Origin of the sequence: Streptomyces sp. NBC_00859, from assembly GCF_045161865.1 — a bacterium.
Classification (GTDB): Bacteria; Actinomycetota; Actinomycetes; order Streptomycetales; family Streptomycetaceae; genus Streptomyces.
In genome coordinates, this window is sequence record NZ_CP108826.1 from 2,600,032 (window position 1) to 2,618,983 (window position 18,952).

At 72.6% G+C, this 18,952-nt stretch carries 13 protein-coding genes; 3 read left to right on the top strand and 10 right to left on the bottom strand.

The window, feature by feature from the left end:
* Positions 1-156 precede the first annotated feature (156 nt).
* Positions 157-2,337, bottom strand: a complete 2,181-nt coding sequence (locus tag OG584_RS10930; RefSeq protein ID WP_405777422.1) for an ATP-dependent DNA helicase UvrD2 — start codon at positions 2,335-2,337, stop codon at positions 157-159.
* Between the two features lie 386 nt (positions 2,338-2,723).
* Between OG584_RS10930 and OG584_RS10935 the strand changes: the two genes are divergently transcribed.
* A complete protein-coding gene (locus tag OG584_RS10935; protein ID WP_405777424.1) occupies positions 2,724-2,984 on the top strand; it encodes a mycoredoxin in 261 nt (86 codons plus the stop codon).
* Between the two features lie 49 nt (positions 2,985-3,033).
* Here the strand turns inward: OG584_RS10935 and OG584_RS10940 are convergent, their stop codons facing one another.
* The 6 genes from OG584_RS10940 to OG584_RS10965 form a co-directional block, all read right to left on the bottom strand.
* On the bottom strand, positions 3,034-3,180 hold the full coding sequence (locus tag OG584_RS10940) for a hypothetical protein (protein WP_405777426.1): 147 nt from the start codon (positions 3,178-3,180) through the stop codon (positions 3,034-3,036).
* Between the two features lie 235 nt (positions 3,181-3,415).
* A complete protein-coding gene (locus tag OG584_RS10945; RefSeq protein WP_405777428.1) occupies positions 3,416-4,696 on the bottom strand; it encodes an extracellular solute-binding protein in 1,281 nt (426 codons plus the stop codon).
* A complete protein-coding gene (locus OG584_RS10950) occupies positions 4,693-5,862 on the bottom strand; it encodes a hypothetical protein (RefSeq protein WP_405777430.1) in 1,170 nt (389 codons plus the stop codon). The genes OG584_RS10945 and OG584_RS10950 overlap by 4 nt, the downstream gene beginning before the upstream one ends.
* On the bottom strand, positions 5,859-7,247 hold the full coding sequence (locus tag OG584_RS10955; RefSeq protein ID WP_405777432.1) for a VWA domain-containing protein: 1,389 nt from the start codon (positions 7,245-7,247) through the stop codon (positions 5,859-5,861). Before OG584_RS10955 ends, OG584_RS10950 begins: the two co-directional genes overlap by 4 nt.
* Positions 7,181-9,553: a tetratricopeptide repeat protein gene (locus OG584_RS10960; protein ID WP_405777434.1), complete on the bottom strand. Its 2,373-nt coding sequence runs from the start codon at positions 9,551-9,553 to the stop codon at positions 7,181-7,183. Before OG584_RS10960 ends, OG584_RS10955 begins: the two co-directional genes overlap by 67 nt.
* Positions 9,550-11,391, bottom strand: a complete 1,842-nt coding sequence (locus OG584_RS10965) for a serine protease (RefSeq protein ID WP_405777436.1) — start codon at positions 11,389-11,391, stop codon at positions 9,550-9,552. The genes OG584_RS10960 and OG584_RS10965 overlap by 4 nt, the downstream gene beginning before the upstream one ends.
* 114 nt (positions 11,392-11,505) lie before the next feature.
* On the opposite strand from OG584_RS10965, the gene OG584_RS10970 reads away from it, so the two are divergent.
* The gene (locus tag OG584_RS10970) at positions 11,506-11,814 is read left to right on the top strand and encodes a trypco2 family protein (protein ID WP_405777438.1); all 309 of its coding nucleotides are present in this window, start codon (positions 11,506-11,508) and stop codon (positions 11,812-11,814) included.
* Positions 11,815-11,976: 162 nt separating this feature from the next.
* Positions 11,977-12,885 carry a hypothetical protein gene (locus OG584_RS10975; RefSeq protein ID WP_405777439.1) on the top strand — a complete coding sequence of 303 codons (909 nt, stop codon included), beginning with the start codon at positions 11,977-11,979 and terminating at the stop codon, positions 12,883-12,885.
* Positions 12,886-13,042: 157 nt separating this feature from the next.
* Here OG584_RS10975 and nudC read toward each other — a convergent pair whose 3' ends face one another.
* Genes nudC through OG584_RS10990 form a run of 3 tightly spaced genes read right to left on the bottom strand, consistent with a single transcriptional unit; the run spans position 13,043 to position 18,930 of the window.
* Positions 13,043-14,035 (bottom strand): NAD(+) diphosphatase, encoded by a 993-nt coding sequence (gene nudC, locus OG584_RS10980; protein ID WP_405777441.1) that lies wholly within the window; start codon positions 14,033-14,035, stop codon positions 13,043-13,045.
* Between the two features lie 55 nt (positions 14,036-14,090).
* Positions 14,091-15,494 (bottom strand): dipeptidase, encoded by a 1,404-nt coding sequence (locus OG584_RS10985; RefSeq protein ID WP_405777443.1) that lies wholly within the window; start codon positions 15,492-15,494, stop codon positions 14,091-14,093.
* A gap of 10 nt (positions 15,495-15,504) precedes the next feature.
* Positions 15,505-18,930, bottom strand: coding sequence for a UvrD-helicase domain-containing protein (locus OG584_RS10990; protein ID WP_405777445.1), 3,426 nt, complete (start codon positions 18,928-18,930; stop codon positions 15,505-15,507).
* Positions 18,931-18,952 lie beyond the last annotated feature (22 nt).

An 18,952-nucleotide genomic window follows, 5' to 3' on the forward strand; every position in this document is an offset into this window, starting at 1 on the left:
CGTCTCGGGGACCGGAGGCCCGAGGGCCTCGTTCCCATGCGTATGTGGGTGAAGTACAGCACGGAGTCAGGGCTTCAGAGAAGTCGCTGTTCCCGTGGTTAAGAACCTAAGGGGGTTCCTGGGGCGTGCGCAAACTATTTTCTCAACGAGTTTCGGTCAGTCTTCCCCCTCGACATCCGCAAGCTCCTGACCTGCACAGATCGTCAGCACATCGGCTCCGAACCGCGCGATCTTCCGCGCCGGGACACCGGCGATCCCGGTCAGCTCGCTCTCGGTGGACGGCACGGCCTCAGCGATGGCCATCAGCGTCTTGTCGGTGAACACGCAGAACGCCGGCTGCCCGGTCACCTTCGCCTGGACCGCGCGCCACTCGTGCAGTCGCTCGTAGAGCGCCTCGTCCATGTCGGAGGGGCAGTCCTCACAGCGCATCAGCTTCATCTCGCCGCCGTCCGTCAGCGTCTTGCCGCAGACCCGGCACCGCACCGGTCCACGGTGCTTGCGGCGGGCCGCCACCCCCCGCTCGATCCCGCCTGCGCCACCGGCGGCGCCGCGCTGTCCGGCGGTGACAGCCGAGCCCGTCCGCAGGCCGCTCAGAAAGCGGCTGGGGCGACGGGAGGCCCTGCCGCCGGGCGACCTGGACAGCGCCCAGGAGAGTGTCAGGTGCAGCCGGGCCCTGGTGACACCCACATAGAGCAGCCGGCGTTCCTCCTCGACCTGCTCGTCGGTCTTGGCGTAGGTGATCGGCATCATGCCCTCGGTCAGCCCGACCAGGAACACCGCGTCCCACTCCAGGCCCTTCGCCGAGTGCAGCGAGGCCAGGGTGACGCCCTCGATCGTCGGGGCGTGCTGAGCCGCCGCCCGCTCATCCAGCTCGGCGACGAGATCCGACAGGGTCGCCCCCTCCCTGGCCCCGGCGAAGTCCTCGGCGAGGCGCACCAGCGCCGCCAGCGACTCCCAGCGGTCCCGGACCGCCCCGGATCCCGCGGGGGCCTCCGGCCGCCAGCCCTTGGTGCCCAGCACCGCCCTGACCTGGGACGGCAGGTCCGCCGCGTCGTCGAGCAGTGGGTCATTGCCCCCGGCCCTGGCCGCTCCGCGCAGCGCGACACCGGCCTCCCGCACCTCGGGCCGCTCGAAGAACCGCTCGGCCCCGCGCAGCTGGTAGGGCACCCCCGCGTCGGCCAGTGCCTGCTCGTACACCTCGGACTGGGCATTGATCCGGTACAGCACGGCGATCTCCGACGCGGGGACACCGGAGGCGATCAGGTCCCGGATCCGGCGTGCGGTGCCCTCGGCCTCGGTGGGCTCGTCCCCGTACTCCGTGTAGACGGGGTCGGGCCCCGGGCCGCGCTGGGAGATCAGCTCAAGCCGGTGCTCGGCCGCCCGGCCGCGGGCCTGGGCCAGCAGCCCGTTGGCCAGGTGGACGACCTGGGGTGTGGAGCGGTAGTCCCGGACCAGCTTCACCACCGTGGCCTGCGGATGGCGGACCCGGAAGTTGAGCAGGTGGTCGGGGGTGGCGCCGGTGAAGGAGTAGATCGTCTGGCTGGCATCCCCCACGACGCAGAGGTCCTCCCGGTCCCCCACCCACAGTTCGAGCAGCCGCTGCTGGAGCGGGCTGACGTCCTGGTACTCATCGACCACGAAGTGCTGGTACTGGCTGCGGATCCGGTCGGCGATGTCGTGCCGGTCCTGGAGGATACCGACGGTCAGCAGCAGTACGTCCTCGAAGTCGATCACTCCGCGGTCGCGCTTGAGCTGCTCGTACATCGCGTAGATCTGGGAGATCTCGGCCGGGCTGCGGGGCGCCTCACGAACCGATTTCGCGATGGCCGCCGGATAGTCGGCGGGGACGGTCTGGGTGACCTTGGACCACTCGATCTCGCCCGTCACGTCCCGCAGCTCGTTGCGGTCGAGCCGGACACCGCAGCGCGCCGCGGCCTCCGCGACCAGCTGGACCTTGCGCTCGACCAGCCGGGGCACCTCGCCGCCGACCGCCTTGGGCCAGAAGAACTGGAGCTGGCGCAGCGCAGCGGAGTGGAACGTGCGTGCCTGGACACCGCCCGCGCCGAGCTGGCGCAGCCGCCCGCGCATCTCGCCCGCCGCGCGGTTGGTGAAGGTGACGGCGAGCACCGTGGAAGGCTGCAGGATGCCGGCGCGCACGCCGTAGGCGATGCGGTGGGTGATCGCGCGGGTCTTGCCCGTACCTGCACCGGCCAGCACGCACACCGGTCCGTGCAGGGCGGTCGCGACCTCGCGCTGCTCCGGGTCTAGCCCGTCGAGCACCGCGTCGGCGGAGTCCGGAACCTGCGGGAAAGGAGAGGCGTGCGTTGCTGCTGTCACACCGCCATGCTGCCAGGTCCTACGGGACCGGCGGCCCCGTTGTCCACAGGGCCGCGGTCGCGGTCGTATTAATCGGTGCCATGTGACGGACGGCCGCCCCGGTACTCCCAGTGCCCTCGCCGGTCCGCACGTCCCGCACCACCGCATGCCGAGCACCCCGAACCCCGACCCCCCGAACCCCCGAGCAGCGCGGAGCCCTCCGAGCCCACCCAGCACCCCGAGCCCTCCCAGCACCCCGGGCCCTCGCCGAAATCGGGAATGGTGGCCGGGTCACGTACGTTCTACGGCATGTGACTTTCCCGGGTCCGCCCGCGGGAATCCCCATGTATCGGACGAAGCAGCACAGAAGGCTGCCACCGAAACAGCAGCAGAGGAGCGCGAGAGACATGCCGGGCACTGTGACGATGTACAGCACCACGTGGTGCGGCTATTGCCGTCGGCTGAAGGGCCAGATGGACCGTGAGGGCATCGCGTACACCGAGGTGAACATCGAGCACGATGCCGACTCCGCGGCTTTCGTGGAGAAGGCGAACGGTGGCAACCAGACTGTTCCCACCGTTCTGGTGGTTCCCGCCGACGGTGGGGCCGAGTCCGTCATGACGAACCCGAGCCTCGCCCAGGTCAAGCAGGCGCTCGGCGCCGCCTGATCTCCCCGCACACACAGAGTGGCCCTCGCCCCGGCGGGGGCCTTCTGCATCACCGAGGGCGCTCGGCGTACCAATCGCCACGGGTCTGAGCCGTGACCGGCAGGGCTTCGATGGCGTCGTCGCGCGGAATCCGCTCGGCGGTCTCCCCGGAGCAGCCGACACAGGTGGACAGCAGGTCATAGTCGGTGGTGACCACCCAGCCGCGATCGTCCGGCCACCAGAATTCCGGACCGCACTCACCGTCAGGACTCCCAGGACTTCGGGTCCCGATCCCGCTCGAACTCCTCCTCGCAGGGGATCAAGCCCTTACCGTTCGCCTCACCCCACTCGATGACGTCCGAGAGGCGACGGACCGACCGCTCGATGCGGTCGATCTTGAGGATGATGATGTGGTCGAAGTCGTCCTTCTTGTTGTTCGACCTGTCCCGCCCTCAGGGCGCGGGGCTCCCGCACACCCCCGGCAGCAGGTCGGTGCCCGGCAGTCTCCGGCGTTCCTCCTCCAGCTGCGTCAGCAGCTTGTCCCGAGTGGCGCTGTCGGGTGTGCTGAGGAATTTGAGCACCGCGTGCTGGAAGGCGTCGCGCAGCGTGGGAGGCATGGTGTCCGAGGCGTCGAAGCACAGTTCGTGCGTCGGCGCCTCGCTCGTACCCCCGGTGAGGAGCGTCGCGGCCTTACGGCCGAGCGGGTCCGTGGGCTGCGGGTCCGCCGCGCTCGGGAAGTGCGGTTTCAGCTGCTGTTCGGCCTGCGCCATCCAGATCCTGCGCCCCTCGGGTCCGGCCAGCCGGCTGAGCAGTTTCATCGCCGCCGGGCTGTCGCGGAACACCGCGGCCATGTCGGCCGACACCTCGTACGCGTCCTTGTGGGCGCCCAGCCCCGGGATCGTTCCGGCCGACGGCTCGAACGTCACGTCCGGGCCGTAGAGGTAGCGGATGAAGGTCCCCGCGTGCTCCTCCGTGCAGGTACCCGAGTTGAGCAGCCCCTTGCCTCCCCGCCCGGTGTACGGGATGTCGAGCGCGTTCCTGGTGTTCTGTCCCGCCATCAGTGAGGCCCACGTGCTCCATGCGTCCCGCACTTCGGGGCTGGTCCACGGCAGGGCTCCGGTGGCCCACTTCTCGTACGCGTCGGGGCCCGACCTGTGCAGCAGGATGTCCTCGATCCAGTCGGTGCCCGGCCAGCCCGTCGTGGCCTGTGCGCTCATGCCGAGGCACCAGCTGTGCGGCCGGACCGGCTGCGACGTCCGGGTCCACACCAGGCTCTTGATGTCGACCTTCAGCGGGACCCAGTAGCTGTGCCTGCTGCCGTTGACGACCAGCTCGGGGGCCCACGGCGGATACGCCTTGCTCGCCAGGCCGTTGCTGAGCGGGGTCAGCGCGCCCTCACGCGCGTACTCCAGGAGCTCGCCCTGGCTGTTGAGAATCGCCACGTCGGGCGGCGCGCCCGCCTCCAGCTGCGCGACCAGGGTCTCCCGCAGCGAGCTGGTGCCCTGGTAGCTGTAGGTGTACGGGGTGCCGTTGTCGAGCAGGTCCAGTGTCCTGGTGAACGCCGCCGCTTCGTTCCCCGTCCACGGCCCGAGGACGACGACCGTCTGTTTCCCTCCGCCGGAGCAGCCGCCGCTCAGCGCGGCGGCGAGCGCGATGAGCGTGCCGGCCAGCAGCAGACGCAGGCCGGTGCCCGGCCGGACGAGTCCGGGGCGGGCCACTGGGCGGCGAATCACTGGAAGGCCTCCCTCGCCGGTACCCGTACGTAGTCGCGCCGGTAGGCGAGGAGCGCCCAGCCGGTGACCGCCGCGCCGACAAGGCCGACGGGCAGGATGTACCCCGTCACCGAGGCCCAGCCCGCGCTGTGCGCCCGCCGCATTGCGCCGTCGATCCGCTGCTGCGACGCGTCGACCGAGCCCGGCACGGGCGCCGCGCCGCTGGTCCGGGCCGGCTGTACCGCTGGTGAGGTGGAGGAGATCCGGGCCAGATCCCCGTCGGCGATCCGGCGCACGGCCCCCTGCGCGTGCTGTACCTGCAGCGTTCCCAGCACCAGCACCGGCACGGCGAGCAGCGGCAGCGCGGTCGCCGCCAACGGCAGGCTCAGCAGCCGGAAGCGCTCCTTCAGGAAGACCAGGGTGCGGACCAGTCCGACCGCGAGCAGGGCGTACGCGGCGCAGGCGACGGCGGCGAGGACCGCGGGGCCGGTGCCCCACCCCGCCTCGTCGTCCAGATCCGTGCGCAGACTCCGCTCCAGCGAGCCGATGCGGTCCTGGATGGTGGTCGCCTCGTAGCCGCGTACGGCACGGTCGGCGCACCGCGCCGGGGTGCCCGCGCCGCCCCCACTGCCCGCCCCCTTGCCCGCGCTGCCCCCGCTGTCCGTCGTCTCGCAGAGCATGCTGAGCGCGTAGGAGAGGTAGGCGCGCTTGAGGGTGGGGTCGTCCCTGTTGCGGTCGGCGGTGCCGATGTAGCCGTTGTAGTCGACGACGAGACCGGACACCACCTGCAGGCCCTGGCGCTGGGAGGCGCTGAGCGCCGGCGACTGGGCCGCCTCGTTGAGGTTCTGGGTGGCCCTGGTGATCAGGGTCGGGTAGGTCTGGCCCAGGCCGATGAGTTCCGGTCCCCCGAGGACCGACTCGGCTTCCTTCTGTGCCTGGTCCAGGGCGATTTCGGCCCGGGTCAGTTCCACCAGGGCCGGGCCGGTGCGGTGGGCGATGCGGGACGAGTCGTCGTGCACGTCGCCGTACGCCAGGGCCAGCGATCCGAACGCGATCACCGTGAGCAGTGGCAGGGCGAGCAGCCGGTCGCGGAGGAAGGCGGGGCTCCGGCCGGCCGGCACCGGAGCCAGGCACAGCACGCGGCGGAGCGCGCCGAGCAGTGTGGACACCCGGTTCGTGCCGCTCATCGGGGGCTCTTCGTGTAGCTGGTGCGGATCCGGGCGTTCTCGATGTCGAACCGTCTGATGCGGGGGTGGAGTTGCACCTCACCGTCCGGACCGGGTGCGACCAGTTTCTCCAGGTGCTCCCGCATGGCGCCGTCGCCGACCTCCACCGCGAGCCGCCACGCCCTGCCGAGGGCCCGGCGTGCGGTCTCGGGGTCCCTGGCCCGCAGCGCCGCGCAGCCCTCCTCGAAACACCGGACCAGGTCCTCCTGGTGCAGGAAGTGCCCGACCTCGGGGTGCACCCGGCTGTACAGCCCGTGGTCGCCGGACCAGCGGACCACGACGGGCTGCGACGGCGGCAGTTCCACCGGCGGTCCGGCGCCGGTCTCACGGACCAGCTCCACCTCGGTCAGCATCAGTTCCGCGCCCCCGGCCCCAGCGGTGTGGCGGGCGGTGAGCGAGAGGAGGTAAGAGCGGGTCTCGTCGCCCCAGGGTTCGGTCGCGAACTCCCGCAGGTACTCCGTCTCCTCCACCGGTCGCAGCGTCCGCCGTGTCGGGTGCACTTGTCCGAAGGACCGAAGTTCGGCGTTGTCACTGCGGTAGAGGCGCAGCCGCAGCCCGGTGAGGTCACGTGCTGCCGCTCGTCTGGTCAGGTCGTGCAGTCTGGCGGGGAGCAGGCCGGTCTCCTCGAAGGCGTGCGCCGTGCCGTTGAGGCCGGTGGTGATCAGGAGCAGTTCGCCGGTGTCCCATCCGTCGCCGATGCCGATCGCGTCGCAGGTGAACTGCCCGGTGCAGTCCGCTATGCGGTCGGTCAGCTCCTCGCGGGACTCGTACCCCGGTTCGTTCCGGCCGTCGGTGAGCAGCAGCGCGTGCCGTACGAAGCCGGCGCCGCCGCCGGGGAGCCCGGCGAAGAGTTCCCGGGCCCGGCCCAGCCAGCTGCCGATGGCGGTGCCGCCGCCGGGATGGCAGGCGCGCAGGGTGTCCTGCGCCTCCTGCCGGGTGGCGTCGTCGGCGACAGCGAGGGTGCGGGGCGCGCCGGGCCGCTGCTTCGGGTAGACGGTGTCGGGCCGGTCGCGGCCCGCGACGACCGCGAAGTACGTCCCGTCGGGCACGGCTTGCACGGCGGCGGCTGCCGCGTTCCTGGCGGCGGTCATCCGGGCGGGCGGGTTCACCATCGACGACGAGTGGTCGATGAGGAACACCACGGCGTGGCCCGGCCCCCGGCCCGGCTCCGCGGCACGCCGGGCGTCCGGACCCGCGGGACGCCGCACGGTCACGGTGACGACGGCGTACATCCGCGCCCCGTTCCCCGCGTCGGGCACCGGCAGTTCGGGGACCTGGCTCACTTCGAGGAGGACCGTGGGCTCAGCCGGTCCCGGATGCGCTGCCGGTATGCCTTCCGCAGCCATGGGTGCCTCCTGTCGTGGCGGAAGCCCAGCGGGCGGACGCTGTTGGCCCGGTCGATGAGCGCTTCCGCGATCTCGGTGCTGTCCGGCAGGTCGGAGCGTCTGGCCTGGTCGGCGAGGCCCCGGTAGAGCAGGGAGAGCATTTCGGCCAGTTCCTGCGGGCTCTGCGGCGCGGTGAGCCGGCTGTCGAGCCCCGCGGTGAACTCGGCCAGCGACAGGTGCGGGACACGTTCGATGACCGTCTCCCAGAGCTCCGTCTCCAGCCGGCGGCGGGCACGGGGGTCGGTCAGGCCGTGCTCGTGGAAGAGAGGCCCCAGGCGGTGCAGGGCGTCCTTGAGCGCATCGTCGTCGGGGGGCGAGTTCCGTGCCCGTGCGGCCCTGATCCGGACGATGGCGGTACGGGCCGCCGTCAGATGGCGCGAGTGCGCCGGGACGAGTTCCAGTGCGGCCAGCGCGCCGGCCAGTCCTGCGGCGCGGTCGGCCGGGCCGCCGGTCGCGTCCGGTGCCCCCTGCGCGCCGTGCTCTCCCGCGGCGGCGGTGCTCCCGGCGGCATCCGTGCGGGGCGCCGCCTCGGCCAGGAGCACCCGCGCGCAGCCGAAGGCCGCACCGCCGAGGGAGTGGTTGCGCCGGCGGACCGCGTCGTAGAACCGCAAGGCCTGCGGCCACTGCCGGCGCCGCTCCGCGCAGTAGCCGAGTGCGATCTTGGGCGCGTACTCGCCGGGGATGGCGTCGTAGATGGCCTCGAACCGAAGTGCCGCGCGGTCGGTGTCGCCGGCCGCGAGTGCCAGGAGTCCCAGATGCCAGTCGATCCGCCAGTCGTACGGCGCCCAGCCGGGGGCGATGGCGCGCCGGGCCCTGCTGACCTCGGCGTACGCCCACCGCAGTGGCCGGGTGTCGCTGCCGGTGACCGCGAGCGCCATGTACAGGCGGCAGCGCAGCAGATGGAGTTCGGCCGATGGCTCCCATCCGCTGGTGCGCTGGAGCAGCGCGGTCGCGTCGTCCTCGGCGAGCCGGTCGAGGCGGGGCGCGTTCCGGTCGTCCGGGTCGGGCTTCGGTACGGGCAGTCCGCAGGCCATCTCCCCCGGTTCCGGGGGGACCGGCCCGAGCGGCACGGCGGGCGCGGCACCGCTCGCCCAGTGGCTGAGCGGCGGCGGTGAGCCGATCGCCCCGTCGAGGGCGTGGGCGGACTGGACGAAGACGGGTGACGGTTCGAAGGACTCCTGGGCGGTTCGCAGGGAGCGCAGTTCGCGCAGCACTCCGCGGAGCTGGAGGGCCATCTCGTCGGCGGTGGCGAATCTGGCCCTGCGGTCCGCGTGGGTGGCCCGGTCCAGCGCCCTGCGCAGGGACTCGGGGCCCAGCCCCTGCGCGGGCGGGGCCGCGGCGCTGAGTTCGCGCAGGGTCACGCCGAGACTGAAGAGGTCGTCCTGGAAGCGGGTCTCTCCCCTGGGACCGACACCGGGCGCGAAGTATCCGGCGGTCACCGGACCTTCGGCCCGCTCCTGGCGCACGCTCCCCACGTCGACGATCTTTATCTCGGTGCCGCAGTGCATGACGTTGTGCGGCTTGAGGTCGCCGTACACCTTCCCCTTCTGCTGGTGGAGGTAGCTGAGCGCGTGCAGGATGCGGATGCCGTAGCCGAGTACGAACTCGTGGAAGCGCACTCCGCCGAAAGCTCCGGGGTCGTTGACGACGCGGGCCCTGACTTCTTCCAGGCTCAGCCCGTTCGCGTATTCGAGCACCAGGAACTCGCCTGCGGGGTCGTGGCTGCCGTAGTTGAACACCCGGATGAGATCGGGGTGGTTGAGTGCGACGAGCTCCTGGCGTTCACTGCGCATCGCCTTCTCGTTGAGCCGGATGTCCTCGCGGCGCACGCTGTCCGGGTCCCCGTCGGGCTGGTGCAGGAACTTGACTGCCACCGGGCGGTTCTCGAGCCGGGTGTCCTCGGCGAGGTGCACCTCGCCCATGCCTCCGTACCCGATGCTCCTGATCAGCCGGTACTGCCCTGCGAGCATCCGGTCGGGCCCCAGGCCGAGGCTCCGCCGGAGGCCGGCGTCGTACGGTCCTGCCACCGGTGTCGCGGGCCGCACCTCGGGGAGAACCAGCGGGTCGTGTTCCCTCTCCGGGGGCGGGAGCAGCACCGTGGCGGCGGCCGGCCCGCCGTCGTGGTGGCCCGCCCGGGGCTGCGGGCCGGCGGGCCGGGCGGCCCCCGCGTGGCGGCGGGTCGCGGAGTCGACGCGCCGGCCGCTGCGCTGGCAGAAGCCCGCGGGGGTGACCCGGCTTCCGCAGCCGGGGTGGGGGCACGGGGTCACGGGTTCCCTCCCTCTCCGGTGGCTGGGGCTGCCTCGGACCCCTCACCGTCCCGCTCCGGACGGTCTTCTCCGGTGCCGGGTCCGCTGTCCAGCCGGGCGTGCACGGTCGTCACGAACGCCCCGACCGCGCGCTCCATGTCATCGAGGCTGTTCGGCCCCTCCGTCAGCAGCAGTTGCGCCTTCCGGTACTGGCCGGCGGCCACGGGGTCCTCGGCGCGCCGGTGGTCGGCGAGCCGGGCCTGCTCGGCGGCGAGCAGACCGCGCAGGTTCAGCATCCGGTCGAGGGCGGCGCGCAGCCGCTGTTCGATGTCCTCGGCCCGCAACAGCGAGCCCAGGACGGACTGTTCGGCGTACGACAGCATCTGCAGAAGGCCGGCCGCGGCGGTCCAGCTCCCCCGGGGCGCGGCTCCGTCCCGCCCGGCCCCTCCCCCGCTTCCGCGGGCCTCCCCGTACGGCGCGCCCTCCCCGGACCCCCGGCGCTCCGCCGGGTACGGCTCCCCCGGCGTGTGCTCCCGCGTCCGTTCCAGTTCGGCGGCGAGCTGCGCGGTCCACAGCTGGGCCTCCGGGCCGCGGCGTCCGGGCGGTCCGGGCAGTCCGCTCACGCGCGGCTCCAGCCTCCGCACGAGCTCCCTGATCGCGCGTTCGGCGCCGGAGAGCCGGTCCGCGTGCCCGGTCAGCCGCTCCAGCCACTGCGCGGCGCGGTCGGCAGGCAGCAGCTCACCGGTGAGTACGGGAGCGGGGCCGTGCAGTACGAGGAGGAGTCTGGCCCCGCGGTCCGCCAGTCGGCGCAGCAGCGCGGCAGTCTCCGCGGGGTCAGCTGCCGCCCGGTCGGGCAGGGAGACCACGACGGAGGTCAACTGCCTCGGCGGCTGAGGCTCCAGGTCCTGCGCGAGCTGTTCCCGGGAGCGGCCGGCCGCGGCGACCGCGAGGCTGATACTGCCGCGGTGCGGCACCGCTGGGCCGCCCGGCCGGCTGCTCCCGGTGGCCGAGAGCCCGGGTGAACGCTCACGGTCGGCCAGCCCCAGGGTCGTACGGAGAGCGACATCGGCCTCCTCGTCGTCCTCGCGCAGGTGGACGGTCTCGATGTCCCAGCTGCCGTCGTCACCGTTGAGCCAGCGGGTCAGCGTCGACTGGAGGCCCAGTGGGCGTCCGGTCCGCTGGCGCCCCGGGGCCACCGACAGCTGTGGGGGAATGACCGGGGGGCCCGTCATATGGTGTTCCGCCACGATCGGGAGATGGCCGGCGATGGTCGCGGCCGGGATCATATAGAAGTGGAAGAACTGGCTCCGGTCGGCGGACATGTCGTACACCGCCACCATGATCCCGAGCAGCCGGCCGCTCCCGGCCTCGGTGACCCCGGCCCCGCTGAAGCCGCGGGGATCGGGGTCGTGGAAGTCGAGCGGGTTGATCTGCACCCACTCGTCGCCATGACCCCCGGGCCCCTTCAGTAACGCGTCCACCCAGAGGCCGCCGGAGCGGTGCCGGGGGAAGCCGTCCACCATCACGCGGGTGTCGTACGGGGCCGGGTCGCGGTGGAGTACCGCCGTGGAGGTCACCGGGGCAGGCTCGGTGAGCCGCAGCAGCGCGAGATCGCCCTCGTCACGGCCGTAGCGCTTCACCCAGTGACCGTCGATGACCCTCGCCGAGCGTGAGACGCCCTTCGGTTCCCCGGCCAGCACCGGGAATTCGACCCGCACCGGCTCGGTGGGCCCCGGAACCACATGAGCACAGGTCAGCACCAGATCCCGGCCGAACAGGACTCCGGCGCCGAGCACGTCCCCCGGCTCGCCCCCAGGCAGCTCCGCATGCAGGCGCAGCCGCCAACTCTGTTGATCCATAAGCATGTTGAGCCATAACGGCTCCCCCTCCATGCTTCCCCAGAGTAGGCGCAAGGCGCGACAATGGGACCCGGGCTGCACCAGGGCCCGTCGAGGCAGCACCTAGGGGGAGCGATGAACGACGGGGCAGTGGCCGCACCGGTGACGGGACTGGCGGAGCTGATCAGCCAGGTCCGGACCGAACTGGCCGAGGCACAGCGCCGCATCGGGGACAGCGCGCTGCGCCTCAGCGTGGAGAAGGTGACCCTGGAGATCGCGGTGCAGGTCAGCCGGGAGGTCGACGGCGAGGGGAAGCTGCGGATCGGCGTGGTCACCGTGGGCGGCAGCCGGTCCGTGACGCGCGACAACACCCACCACATCAAGGTGGAACTCCAGCCCCGCAACACGGACGACACTCCGGGGTGGATCCCGGTGAGCCGCTGAGGGCCGTCCCGTCGTCGTACGTACCGCCGGCCTTCGGCACCGCACTCCCTGAAACACTGAATTCAACGTAAAATGCGGTCAATTCGAACAAGAAACGCCACTGTGGGACGGCACGCGCCACTGGCCGAGGGGGGTACGGGGCGCGACTGCGACGGACCCCGCATGCGGGACGGGAAGAAGTTTCCCCGCCCCCGGCGCCGGACCACACGGGCGACCCTTCTGCCCTCGCTGCTGATGGCCGTGCTCCCGCTCGCCGTGGTCCGCACGATCGGCGCCCACGCCGGTCCGCTGGCACCTGCCGTGCCGGCGCTCACCGGGCTGGCCGTACTGGTCTCGCTGTTCCTGCTCAAGTTCTGGCTCGCCGGCCTGACCGGCGCGGGAGGCCCGGCCGGGCCCGCCGAGCTGCGCCGGGATGCCGCCGTCGGGAGCGTCACGGCGTGCCGGGTCACGGTGGGGCCCGCCGTGTGGGCCGGCGAAGGCAGCGGGAGCTGCGTCGCGTCGCGCAGGCTGATGCTGTCGGGCGACGGGATGACGATCGCGCTGCGGACTCCGAACGAGGAGAGCCCGCAGTTCCCGTGGCTCGACCTGGAGTCGGCCGGTGTCCAGCAGGGCCGTGAGGCATGGCTGTGCTGGGCCGAGCCCAAGCCGACCTGGGTGCACACGGTGAGCCAGGTATGTGCCGCTCTGGTCACCGACGACGGCTGTGTGGTCTGGGGTTCCACGGAGCGTGGAGCCGCCGAAATCGCCTACAGATCGGGGCGTTGCTCCTCCCGCACAGCACCCCGCCGGGTGCGCCGGTCCCCGCGCGTCTCCCTCTACCGTCCCGATGTCCACGGGTACACGCTGGCCATGGCGGCGTTGACGCTGCTGGCTCTCCTCGCCGCCGAACGCGGGCTGGGTCCCGACCCGCTGTCCTGGTGCCTGGCGCTGCTCGCCGCCTTCACGGGTGTCCGTGCGGCGTTCGGCTTCACCGAGCGGCTCGCCGACCGTCCGGGCCCCGGCTGGGCCCCGGCGCCCGTCCGGGGGCGCCGCGGCCGGCGCAGCCCGGAAGCGCCGCCGGCCGCCCGCTGAAACGGGCCCGTCCGGTCGGCGCTCCTGCGGGCGACGGCCCTCCTCCGCGCTCCGGCCATGCCGGCCGGTGTGCGGTGAGGTGCCCCGGTCCGGTGTTCCTGCCGGGTGTTCCTGGCACGCGTCCTGTCACACGTTCCTGCCGGGAGAGCCGTCCCCGTCAGGGCAGTGGCTTCGGCAGCGGCTTGCCGTACCAGAGCTCCACCAGACGGGCCGCGATCGAGATACCTGCCGGGGGCAGCACCTCGCCGGACTCGATGGCGGCCCGCAGGTCCTCCCGCGAGAACCAGCGGGCCTCGCTGATCTCCTCGCCGTCCACGGTGATCTCGGACGACGTGGCCTGCGCCATGAAGCCGAGCATCAGACTGGACGGGAAGGGCCACGGCTGGCTGGCCACGTACTGCACCGTACCGACCGTGACGCCCGCCTCCTCGAACACTTCCCGTGCCACGGCGGCCTCGATGGACTCGCCGGGCTCGACGAAACCGGCAAGCGTGGAGAACCGCCCCTCGGGCCAGTGCACCTGCCGGCCGAGCAGCGCCCTGTCGTGCTCGTCCGTGACGAGCATGATCACGGCCGGGTCGGTGCGCGGGTAGTGCTCGGCCCCGCACGCCTGGCAGCGCCGGATGTGCCCGGCGGCGGCGATGACGGTGCGCTCTCCGCAGCGGGAACAGAAGCGGTGCAGCCGCTGCCAGTTCTCCAGCGCGACCGCGTGGACCAGAAGTCCGGCGTCGAGCGGCGAGAGCAGCAGCCCCGCCTCACGCAGACCGGCCGGACGGGCCGACTGGTCCATCCGGCCCGGCAGGGAATCCTTCTGGAGCGCGAAGTACCGCACTCCGTCCGTGTCCGTGCCGAGGAAGTAGCGGTGCTCCTCGGTGAGGGGCGCCTCGAAGGACGGGGTCTTGAGCAGCTCCGTCCGGCCGTCGGGCGTCTCGTCGATCAGCGCCTGACCGCCGGAGACCACGAACACCCGCGTCGTCGGGTGGCTCCAGGCCGCCGCGAGCCACGCCTCGTCGAGGCGGTGGTGCGCGGCCCTGTCGATGCCGTTCGGGGCCGTCAGGCCGATCGGCCGGTGCGGATCCTCCGGGGCGCGGGCCCCGGTGGGCCGGCCTTCGGCGGCATGGTCTTCGGTGGCATTGCTGAAGTTGCTCACAGGTGCTTCCAACTCCCCCTCATGGACTGGGTGGTTCGGCTCGGCGTCGTTCTGTTCAGCGGTCTCGCCGCAGGGCGGCGGCCAGGTCGCCCCAGAGGTGGGCGGTGGTCTCAACACCCTTGAACAGCAGGTCGAGTTCGACCTTCTCGTTCGGCGCGTGCCAGCCGTCGGACGGTACGGAGATCCCCAGGAAGAGCACCGGCGCGCCGAGGACGTCCTGGAGGTCGGCGGCGGGCCCCGAGCCGCCCTCCCGGGTGAACCGGATCTTCTCGCCGAACGCCCGGCCCATGGCCCGTACGACCGACTGGAGAGCCGGGTGGTCGAGCGGGGTCAGGCAGGGGCGGGTACCGGCGCTGAAAGTGATCTTCTGGCGGATTCCGGGCTGCGCCCGGCCGGCCGCCCACTCGGTGACCAGCTTCTCGATCCGCACCGGGTCCTGGCCCGCGACCAGACGGAACGACAGTTTCACCATGGCCGACGACGGGACGACCGTCTTGCCGCCCACGCCCTGGTAGCCGCCGCCGATGCCGTTGACCTCGGCGGTCGGGCGGGCCCAGATGCGCTCCAGCGTGGTGTGGCCCCGCTCACCGGCTGCCGCACGTGACTTCGCCGTACGCAGCCATTCGTCCTCGTCGAAGGGCAGCTCGGAGAAGAGCTCCCGCTCGGCGTCCGTGAGCTCCGCGACACCGTCGTAGAAGCCGGGGACCGTGACGCGCCCGTCGGCGTCGTGCAGCGCGGCGACCAGCCGGGCGGCCGCCGTGGCCGGGTTCGGGACGGCGCCGCCGAACGAGCCCGAGTGGATGTCCTGGTCGGGGCCTTCGAAGGTGACCTCGCACTCGGCGAGACCGCGCATGCCGGTACAGACGGTCGGTGTCGTCTCGGACCACATACCGGTGTCGGAGACGATCACGACGTCGGCGGCGAAGCGCTCGGCGTGCTGCTCGGCGAGGGCCCTGAAGTGCGGGGAACCGGACTCCTCCTCGCCCTCGACGAGGAGCTTGAGGTTGACCGCGGGCGCGGTCCGGCCGGTGGCGGCGAGGTGGGCACGGACACCGAGTGTGTGGAAGAACACCTGGCCCTTGTCGTCGGCGGCGCCCCTGCCGTACATCCGGCCGTCCCTGACGACCGGCTCGAAGGGGTCGGTGTGCCAGCCGTCCTCGACCGCCGCGGGCTGGACGTCGTGGTGACCGTAGACGAGCACGGTCGGCGCCTCGGGGTCGCCGGACGGCCACTCCGCGAAGACCGCAGGGGCACCGGGTGTATCGAGGATCTCGGTGACCGGGAAGCCGGTCTGCCTGAGGGTGGCGGCCAGCCAGTCGGCGCTGCGGCGTACGTCGGCTGCGTGATCCGGCTGCGCGGAGACGGAGGGGATGCGCAGCCAGTCGGCCAGGTCTTCGAGGAAAGGCCCGCGGTGCCGGTCTATGTACGTGCGGACAGCGCTGTCCGGGGTGTCGCTCATGCAGTCGAGCCTAACCGGCCGGAGGAGGTGGATCATCCGGTGGATCTCCCAGCAGGATCCGTTCGAGACCGGCCCGGCCCGGCAGCCGTGTGGGCCTGACCACTTCCCCGGTCCGTACGTAGAGGAACGCGGCCGTGACCGAGGTGAGCGGGATGTGGTACTGCTCGGCCCAGGCGAGCCGGTAGACGGCGAGCTGGAGCGGGTCCGCGGTGTGGGCGCGGTGGGTCTTCCAGTCGACGATGTCGTACGTGTCACGGGAGGTGCGGTAGACGGCGTCCATCCGGCCGCGGATCACCCGCCCGGCGAGGGTGAGGGTGAACGGGGCCTCGACCCGGTGGGGTGTCCGCCCGGCGTACGGGGTGCGCTCGAAGGCCGCCTTCAGTTCGGCCAGATCGCGCTCGTCGGCGATCTCCGGTTCGTCGTCGTCACCGCCCGGCAGTTCGTCGGGGCCGAGCATGGGCAGCGGCAGTTCCTCGAAGCGCGACTCGACCCAGGCGTGGAAGCGGGTGCCCCGGCGGGCTGCGGGCTGCGGCGGGCGGGGCATGGGGCGGGCGAGCTCGCGCGCGAACCCGTCGGGGTCCTCTGCGAGGCGCAGCAGCTGAGTGGCGGTGAGGGTGAGCGGCACCGGGACGTCGCGCACGGTGCTCCGGGCGCGGAGCAGCTCGGCCGTGAGGGCCTCCAGGTCACGGTCCCAGGAGGTGATGGTGCGGGCGTCCTCGGGGGTGAGCGGGGCTCGGGCGTGCGGCACGGGTGCCGTGGCGGGGGCGCCGGGCGGGGCCGCGTCGGGCGGGCCGGGCTTGTCGTGCGGGGCGGAGCCGTCGTACGGGGCGGAGCCGTCGAGCGGGGCCGGGGCCGCGGTGAGCTGGTTCAGTTCGTGCAGGACCAGCTCGGCCGCCGCCCTGCGGCGGGTCAGGGACGTCTCGTCCAGGGGCAGCGGCCAGGCGTGGTCCGCCGCCGCCTCCCGCAGGGCGGGGTTCTCCTCGTCCTCCTCCGGGGAGTCCGCCCAGACCTCCGTCTCGCCGTACCCCGCGGCGCAGTGTTCCTGCAGCGCCAGCAGGAAGTCCGACGGACCGCGCGGGCGCTTCTGGCTCGGGCCCCACCAGTGGGCGGAGCCGAGCAGCAGTGAGCGGGGCCGGGTGAAGGTGACGTAGCCGAGGCGGAGTTCCTCGGTGTGCTGGTGGGACTTCATCGCCGCCTTGAATCCGGCGAGTCCCTTCGCGTCCCACGCCGTGACCCCGGGGAGCGTCGCCGCGTCGCCGCGCAGCGCGTGCGGCAGCACCTTCGGCTGCGCCGTCCACGACTCGCGGGACTGCTCGCTCGGGAACTGCCTGGCCACCAGGCCGGGGACGGCGACCACATCCCATTCCAGGCCCTTGGACTTGTGCGCGGTCAGGACCTTCACGGTGTTCTCACCGCCGGGCAGCGCGTTGTCCAGACCCTTCTCGTACTGGGCCGCCGTCCGCAGAAAGGCCAGGAAGGCCAGCAGGCTCGACTCGCCGTCCAGCGAGGCGAAGCCGGCCGCCGTGTCGAGGAAGTTGGAGAGGGTCTCGCGCCTGCGGGCGGCCAGGGCGTGCGGTGAGGCCGAGAGTTCCACCTCGAGGCCCGTCGTGGCGAGCACCCGGTGCAGCACGTCCATGAGGGGGTCGGCCAGCGAGCGGCGCAGATCACGCAGTTCGGCTGCGAGCCGGGCGAACCGCACGCGGGCGTCGGCGGAGAACGGAAGCCCGTCGTCCGCCCGGCCGCCGCCCGCTCCGTCCGGGGAGCGGGCATCGGCGGACCCGGTGGCCAGGAACGTGTCCAGCGCGTCCGCGAGCGACACCACCTCGGCCGGGTCGACCCCCTCGACGGACTCGGCGAGCCGCTGGTCCGGGTCGGCGCCCCCGTCGCCCGCCGCCCTGTCGTGCTGCACGAGGAGGCGCGCCCGGCGCCCCAGCAACGCCAGGTCACGCGGGCCGATCCGCCAGCGCGGGCCCGTCAGCAGCCGGACCAGCGATGCGTTGGCCCCCGGGTCCTGGAGCACCTCGCAGACCGCGACCAGATCGGCGACCTCGGGCAGGTGCAGCAGCCCCGAGAGACCGACCACCTCGACCGGCACGTCGCGGGCCACCAGTGCGCCCTGGATCTCCGCGAAGTCGCCCGCGGTGCGGCAGAGCACCGCGATCTCGGCCGGTTCCTTGCCCGTGCGCACCAGGTGCGCGATCGAGTCGGCGAGCCAGCCGATCTCCTCGTCGTGGGTACGGAGCAGGGCGCACCGCACCATGCCGTCCCGCTCGGCGCCCGGCGCGGGCCGCAGCGCCTCGACACCGGCGTGCATCGCGCGCAGCGGCTCCGCCAGACCGTTGGCCAGGTCGAGGAGACGCCCGCCGCTGCGGCGGTTCTCGCTCAGCGAGAAGCGGGTCGCGGGGCGCCCGTCGGCGTACGGGAAGTGCTCGGGGAAGTCGTCCAGGTTGGCGACGGACGCGCCGCGCCAGCCGTAGATCGCCTGGCAGGGGTCGCCCACGGCGGTCACCGCGTGGCCGCTGCCGCCCCCGAAGAGCCCGGAGAGCAGCAGCCGCTGGGCGACTGACGTGTCCTGGTACTCGTCGAGGAGGACCACCCGGAACTCGTCCCGCAGCAGGACGCCCACCTCGGCCCTCAGCGCCAGTTCGGCGGAGAGCGCGATCTGGTCGCCGAAGTCGAGCAGATCACGGCTGCGCTTGGCCTCGCGGTAGCGGCCCACCAGGTCGAGCAGTTCACGGCGCGCCACAGCGGTCTCGGGGACCTTGCGCAGCTCGGCGTTGGACAGCCGCACGCCCTCCAGAGTGCCCAGCAGCCCGGAGTCGTACGCGCGCAGGTCCTCCGGGGTCACCAGATGCTCGGCCAGCTCCCCGTCCAGCGCCAGCAGGTCGCTGACCAGCGAGGAGAAGGACTTCGTCAGCGCCGGATAGGGCCCTGGTGCTTCTTTCAGTACCCGCGCGGCCAGCTGGTGGCGGGTGGCGTCGGCGAGGAGCCGGGAGGCCGGCTCCAGCCCTATGCGCAGCCCGTGGTCGGTCAGCAGCTGCCCGGCGAAGGCGTGGTAGGTCGAGATGCGCGGCTCACCGGGTGAGTAGTACGGGTCGGCGCTCGGCATCGGGTCCGGGGGGTGGCCCCCGCCGGGCGGGCCGATGGCGTCCGGGTCGGTCACCCCGGCACGCACCAGCGCCTTGCGGACCCGCTCGGCCAGCTCGCCCGCCGCCTTGTTGGTGAAGGTCAGACCCAGCACCTGCTCGGGCGCGACCTGTCCCGTCCCCACCAGCCACACCACCCGCGCGGCCATCACCGTGGTCTTCCCCGAACCGGCTCCGGCCACGATGACCTGCGGGGCGGGCGGCGCGGTGACGCAGGCCATCTGCTCCGGGGTGAAGGGGATGCCGAGGAGCTCCTTGAGCTGCTCGGGGTCAGTGATGCGTGGGGTCACATCGGAAAGGCTAACGGCGCCC